Annotated in this window: 8 protein-coding genes; 5 read left to right on the top strand and 3 right to left on the bottom strand. The window is 64.5% G+C overall.

Features of this window, described 5'->3' with window-relative positions; all coding sequences use genetic code 11:
- Positions 1–119 precede the first annotated feature (119 nt).
- From J4D52_RS18800 to J4D52_RS18785, 4 genes are all read left to right on the top strand, one after another.
- Positions 120–806 (top strand): hypothetical protein, encoded by a 687-nt coding sequence (locus J4D52_RS18800; RefSeq protein WP_009047571.1) that lies wholly within the window; start codon positions 120–122, stop codon positions 804–806.
- A 49-nt stretch (positions 807–855) separates the two neighbouring features.
- On the top strand, positions 856–1,221 hold the full coding sequence (locus J4D52_RS18795; protein WP_007926907.1) for a YajD family HNH nuclease: 366 nt from the start codon (positions 856–858) through the stop codon (positions 1,219–1,221).
- 165 nt (positions 1,222–1,386) lie between these two features.
- On the top strand, positions 1,387–1,854 hold the full coding sequence (locus J4D52_RS18790) for an RNA methyltransferase (RefSeq protein ID WP_007926908.1): 468 nt from the start codon (positions 1,387–1,389) through the stop codon (positions 1,852–1,854).
- A gap of 100 nt (positions 1,855–1,954) precedes the next feature.
- The gene (locus J4D52_RS18785; RefSeq protein ID WP_063428878.1) at positions 1,955–2,326 is read left to right on the top strand and encodes a DUF2892 domain-containing protein; all 372 of its coding nucleotides are present in this window, start codon (positions 1,955–1,957) and stop codon (positions 2,324–2,326) included.
- A 139-nt stretch (positions 2,327–2,465) separates the two neighbouring features.
- Here the strand turns inward: J4D52_RS18785 and J4D52_RS18780 are convergent, their stop codons facing one another.
- Positions 2,466–3,704: a hypothetical protein gene (locus J4D52_RS18780; RefSeq protein WP_102677369.1), complete on the bottom strand. Its 1,239-nt coding sequence runs from the start codon at positions 3,702–3,704 to the stop codon at positions 2,466–2,468.
- 46 nt (positions 3,705–3,750) lie between these two features.
- On the bottom strand, positions 3,751–4,200 hold the full coding sequence (locus J4D52_RS18775) for a YcgN family cysteine cluster protein (RefSeq protein ID WP_007926912.1): 450 nt from the start codon (positions 4,198–4,200) through the stop codon (positions 3,751–3,753).
- A gap of 281 nt (positions 4,201–4,481) precedes the next feature.
- Here J4D52_RS18775 and J4D52_RS18770 point away from each other — a divergent pair, with 281 nt between their 5' ends.
- Positions 4,482–5,075, top strand: a complete 594-nt coding sequence (locus J4D52_RS18770; RefSeq protein WP_025805057.1) for a nitroreductase family protein — start codon at positions 4,482–4,484, stop codon at positions 5,073–5,075.
- 135 nt (positions 5,076–5,210) lie between these two features.
- On the opposite strand, the gene J4D52_RS18765 is transcribed toward J4D52_RS18770, so the two are convergent.
- Positions 5,211–6,143, bottom strand: coding sequence for a D-2-hydroxyacid dehydrogenase (locus J4D52_RS18765; RefSeq protein WP_025805055.1), 933 nt, complete (start codon positions 6,141–6,143; stop codon positions 5,211–5,213).
- Positions 6,144–6,183: the final 40 nt, after the last annotated feature.

Genomic DNA, 6,183 nt, shown 5'->3' with positions numbered 1-6,183 from the left:
AAGAGCGCTGTGCGGGCAATGACCGTTAGAATAGTGCGCTTCATCAATGGCTCCATCGCTATTGTCAGCCCTCAGGCTACTCCCAACCGGGCCGGTTTGCCTTCCTCATTGAGACCCTCATGAAACGTTTCGTTCTGCTGGACACCACCCCGATTCCCGAAAATGGCGGTGCCTTGTGCCTGTTCGAATACGGCGAGGATTTTGTCATCAAGATCCAGGGCGGCGACGGTGGGCAATTGATGAACACGCGCATGCACGGCTCCGAAGACGCCCTGGCGGAGATCCCCTGTCGCAAGGTGGCCGGACGGCCGAATTCGCGGGTGCTGATCGGCGGCCTGGGCATGGGCTTCACCCTCGCCTCAGCCCTCAAGCACCTGGGCAAGGGCGCCGAAGTGGTGGTCGCCGAGCTGGTGCCGGGGGTGGTGGAATGGAACCGCGGACCGCTGGGGGAGAAATCCGGCCGGCCGTTGCTCGACCCGCGCACGGTGATCCGCATGGAAGACGTGGCCAAGGTGCTGCAGGCTGAGCCCCAGGGGTTCGACGCGATCATGCTCGACGTCGACAACGGCCCCGAAGGCCTGACCCAGAAGGCCAACAGCTGGCTGTACTCCGCCGCTGGGCTGGCGGCCTGTGCCCGGGCCCTGCGGCCCAAGGGCGTGCTGGCCGTGTGGTCGGCCAGCGCCGACAAGCAGTATTCCGACAAGCTGCGCAAAGCCGGCTTCAAGGCCGAGCAAGTGCAGGTCTTCGCCCACGGCAACAAGGGCACCCGCCACACCATCTGGATTGCCGAGAAGCTCAAGGCCTGAGCTAAACTTGGCTCATTACCGTCATTAGTCTTTGCATAAAGGTGAACCCATGAGTTCGACCAACACATCCAAGCTCGACCGCATCCTCGCCGACGCCCAGCGCGACCGCGAGATGGGCTATCGCGACAAGGCCCTGAAGATGTACCCGCACGTCTGTGGGCGCTGCGCCCGCGAATTCTCCGGCAAGCGCCTGAGCGAGCTGACCGTGCACCACCGCGACCACAACCACGACAACAACCCGCAGGACGGTTCCAACTGGGAACTGCTGTGCCTGTACTGCCACGACAACGAACACTCGCGCTACACCGACCAGCAGTACTTCGGCGAGGGCTCCCTGAGCACGCCGAAAGTCGCCAAGGCCACCCACAACCCCTTCGCCGCGCTGGCGGGGTTGATGAAGAAAGACGACGAGTAACCTTCGCTCTCTCCGGTTCGACAGGACCGGCCTCTCGCGGGCAAGCCGCGCTCCTGCAGACGCTGATCCTGCAGGAGCGCGGCTTGCCCGCGATGCGTTTGCCGGATCCAACCGCCGGCCGACAATCCCCGTATAATCGCGGTTTTTCTCGAAGGCACCCCGCTCGTGGCAAACAAAAGGTACAGCTGCATTGGTTTGTATAACCCCAAGTCACCGGAGAACGTCGGTTCGGTGATGCGCGCCGCCGGCTGCTATGGCGTCGCGTCGGTGTTCTACACCGGCAAGCGCTATGAACGGGCCCGCGACTTCGTCACCGACACCAAGAAGGTCCACCAGGACATTCCGCTGATCGGCATCGACGACCTGAAGAAGATCCTGCCCCTGGGCTGCGTGCCGGTGGCGGTGGAACTGGTGGAAGGCGCCCGCTCGCTGCCGGAGTACACCCACCCGGATCGCGCGTTGTACATCTTCGGCCCGGAAGACGGCTCCCTGGACAAGGACATCCGCGACTGGTGCGAAGACGTGGTCTACATCCCGACCACCGGTTGCATGAACCTCGCCGCCACCGTCAACGTGGTGCTCTACGACCGCCTGGCCAAGGGCAACAACACCCGCTCCGGTCCTAAGTTTTAAGCGCTGTTCCGAGCGCTGTTCCGAGTCCGCAGCCCATCCGATGGAACAAGCGACACGCCAGCGCAGTCAGCTTTATATCCATCCCCCCTGGAGACAGATCATGAGCGACAGCAAACAACTGGAAGCTATTGCAACCACTCCCTTGCAGAGCCCGCCGGAGCAGAACGTACAGGGCTGGGAGCGCATCGGCTCGCTGGCCGGCGGCGTGGCGATGGTCGGCAAGGGCCTGCGCCGTGGCGGTGTGTTCGGCCTGATCCAGGTGGCCATCGGCGGGGTCGCCCTGGCCCGCGGCATCACCGGCCACAGCTCGGCGAAAAGCCTGCTGGAGAAAAGCCGCCAGGACATGCAGAACGTGCGGGCGAAGATCGAGCGCGCCGGCGCGGAACTGAAAACCCTCAAGGCCAATGCCGAGGCGGCGAAGCGTACCGCGACAGGCAAGGATTCGCTGAAATCGCCCAAGGCCGGGGTCTGATAGTCGGACGCGAAACTCGTGTTGAATGACAGGACGCTATCGCGAGCAATCGAGCGTCGACCGGCTGCTCCTACAGGTCTTGTGGAGTCCTGAGGTCGGCGCTCGATTGCTCGCGATGACCGCAAAGCGATCGATTCCACTAGCGCAACAAATCGCTGTCGAGCACCTTCGACGAGCCGTCCAGCACCGTCTCGCTGAGCTGGATAAACTCCTTGGTGCTGACGCGCTCCAGACGCATCACCGCCCGGGTCACGTCATCCAGCGAACGCTTGTTGCGGGTCTTCAGGCGGATCTCCCGATCCAGTTCCTGCAACAGCAGCACGGCCCTGGCCACCACCGGCGCGTCCACCTGCTCGCCGCGCAGGCTGCCGACGCCCTGGCCGCTCTTGGCCAACCGAGCCTCCAGGGCCTGATAACGCTCGTCGCTCATGCCGCCGGCGCGACGCATCAATTCGATGGCGTAGTACTCCGCCAGCCCCTCGCCGATCCAGTCACTGCGCTCGCTGTCGTTGATCCGCGCAAAGGCCTGGATCACCTCGCGCAGCAGCGGGCTGGTGCCGCTCTCGCTGACCAGCGGCAGGCGGCTGTGCAAGAACAGCGAATCGTGCCCGGCCAGGCTGCCGCGCCACATCGGGTCGGCCGCGCCGACGATCAGCAACTTGTTGGGATGACGGGGAAAGGTCGCCTGGATCTGCGGCCAGACAAAGGTCAGCAGGGTCAGCACATCCATGCGCCGCATGCCCTGCCCTTGCGGCGAGGCCACCGTGACTTCGGTTTCCCCCAGCCGGGTGCGGCGACTGCCCAGGGCGCCGGCCAGCATCCAGCCGGTGGGGCGGTCGAACAGGCGCGCGGGGTTATCGATACGGAAGCGGTTCTTGCCGATCCGCGGCCAGGCGGTTTCCACGCTTTTCCAGCCCGTGGGCAACTCGAACTCCAGGCGCGACACCAGCTCGATGCCGTCCTGCTGGTCGAGCTTCGCCGCCGGTACCAGCGTATCGCCGCGCAACAAGGCCCAGTGCGGGGTCATGCGGCTGTCGAAGCTGTCTTTCTTCAGGCTGTGGCTGATCCGCACCCGGTAGCTCAGGCTGGCCTTGCCGCTGGCCGGACGCCACACGCCACGCTGTGCCGCGGAGGCCTTGGCTGTGCCGGGCTGCCATTGGCCATCGGCCTTGAAGTCGCTGTAGTCACCATGGGTGCCCAGGTAGAAATCCAGGCTGCGCACCGCCGCGCCGTCCGCCAGGGTCAGGCGCACTTCCGCCTGGTCGCTCTGCGGCAACAGACGCACGTGGTAATCCAGATCGACTTTTTTCGCCGCCCACCCCGGCGCACTGAGCACCAGCAGCCAGCCGGCCAGCGCCAGCCTTGCCCCCACAGCCATACACACTCCTTCGTGAAACAACCTTGAACGCGAGCGCGGCGTACCTTCAGCCGGCGCGGAAAATCAGATGATCTTCCCAGTCTTCTTCGGCCACGCTGCCTTCGGCGAGCATGCGTCCGGATTGGGAAATGCGCTCGTGGTGCACCGCATCGCGGTCACCGCACACCAGATGGTGCCAGAGCGGCAGGTCCTTGCCCTCGCTGACCAGGCGATAACCGCAAGTCGGCGGCAGCCATTTGAACTCATCGGCCTTGCCCGGGGTGAGCTGGATGCAGTCCGGCACCGAGGCGCGGCGGTTGGCGTAGTCGCTGCACTGGCAGGTCTTCAGGTCCAGCAGTTTGCAGGCGATGCGGGTGTAGTAGACGCTGTTGTCTTCTTCATCCTCGAGCTTCTGCAGGCAGCACAGGCCACAGCCATCGCACAACGACTCCCACTCCTCCTGATCGAGTTGTTCGAGGGTTTTGCGGATCCAGAAGGGTTCAACTTTGGCGGCCATGGCTCAGGTAATCGGTATCGGACAGGGAAAAGGCCGCCAGTCTAGTGCCCAAGGCCCCGCGGGCCAAGCGCTGGCGACTGTCGGTAAGGCACTACTTGTCAGGCCGCATGCGGCGCAGTAGCTTTGCCTGTCGCAAAACCCTATATCCGCGTGCCATTAACGCTCGACCGCGTCGCACCGGTGAACCGCCCCAGGGTCAGGAAAAAACCCCATTGCTCAGTTCAACTGCGCTCGCCGGTTTATCCACATTTCATTCTCAAACGTAGCCAGGAATCTCTGTCATGAGCGCCAATCCCCGCGTTGCCGAGTACGCCATCCATCCGCAGTTCACCGATCGCTGGTCGCCGCGCGCCTTCACCGGCGAAGCCATCCCCGAGGAAACCCTGCTGAGCTTCTTCGAAGCCGCGCGCTGGGCACCGTCGGCCTACAACTCGCAGCCGTGGCGCTTCCTCTATGCGCGCCGCGACACGCCGAACTGGGAACGTTTCCTCGGCCTGCTCAACGAGTTCAACCGTGGCTGGGCGCAGCACGCTTCGGCGCTGGTGATCGTGATCTCGAAAACCACCTTCACCGCGCCTGGCGCCAGCGAAGAAACCCCGGCCCTATGGCACACCTTCGACACCGGTTCGGCCTGGGGCCACCTGGCGCTGCAAGCCAGCATCAGCGGCTGGCACACCCACGGCATGGCCGGGTTCGACCAGGAACTGACCCGCAAGGAGCTGAAAATTCCAGAAGGTTATGCCCTGCATGCCGCCGTGGCCGTCGGCAAACTGGGCGACAAGGCGAGCCTCGCCGAGTACCTGCAGGCCCGCGAAGAGCCAAGCCCGCGTCGCCCACTGAGCGAAACCGTGGCCGAAGGCGACTTCAGCCTGTAAGCCTGGTGCAATCCCTGTAGCCGCTGCCGCAGGCTGCGATAAGTCCGAAGGACTTCAGCGATCTTCAGATCCTGCGCCCACGCTGTGGGGGCGATCGCAGCCTTCGGCAGCGGCTACAGAGTTCGTGATCCCCCCTCAGTAACCTCGGGCGAAATCCACTTCGCCACGCAACGCCGCGTCGGCCTGATAGGCCCGCAGGTTGTCGATGAACAACTGCGCCATCAGGGTCGGTGAAGTCGGCGCCGAGCTGTGGCCGGTCAGCAGCAGGCCCCAGGCGGTCCAGAACGGATGGCGCTGCGGCAGCGGTTCCTGGCGGCAGACATCGATCACCGCCCCCGCCAGATGCCCTTCCTTCAAGGCCGCCACCAGATCCGCATCGACCACCGCGACACCACGGCCGGTGTTGATGAACAGGCCGGTCGGCTTGAACTGCTTGAACAGCGCCGCGTCGTACAGGTCATGGGTGTGCGGGGTGTTGGGCAGCAGGTTGACCACATAATCCACCTCGCCCACCAGACGTCCCAGATCCGCCAAGGCCGCTACTTCGATAAACGGTGCCTGTTCCCGGGCTTCGCTGGCGATGCCATACAGCTCGACCCCGAATGGCAGCAGGAACTGCGCCACGCTCTGGCCGATATCGCCCGCGCCGACGATCAGCACCTTGCGTCCGGCCAGGCTCTGGCCCGTGCGGTTATCCCACTTGCGCTCGACCTGGCTGACCAGGCGCGCCAGGACTTCGCGCTCGTGGCCGAGCATGTAGGTGAGCACGTATTCGGCCATGACCTGGCCGAAGATCCCCACGGCACGGGTCAGCCGGTAATGCCGCGGCAGGCCGTCGGCGAGCAGCGGCGTGATGCCGGCCCAGGTCGATTGCAGCCACTGTGGCTGGTGGCCCTGGCGCAACAGGGTGGCCAGCAGGTCCGGCTGGCCGAGCCAGACCGGGCAGTCCGCGGCCAGCTTCGACAATTCGGCGGAATCACCGCTGGTGAGCACTTCCAGGTCAGGTGCCAGCTGACGCAACAAACGGGCATAAATAGCGTGATCGTGTTCGGCAATCAGAACGCGCATGGTTCAAACCTTACAAAACGGTGCAGGCGGCCGCCGACGG

It is taken from the genome of Pseudomonas sp. GW460-12-10-14-TSB1 (genome assembly GCF_017349775.1).
GTDB lineage: Bacteria > Pseudomonadota > Gammaproteobacteria > Pseudomonadales > Pseudomonadaceae > Aquipseudomonas > Aquipseudomonas piscium.
The sequence above is the reverse complement of the archived record's forward strand: the minus strand, read 5'-3'. Positions and strand labels throughout refer to the sequence as shown.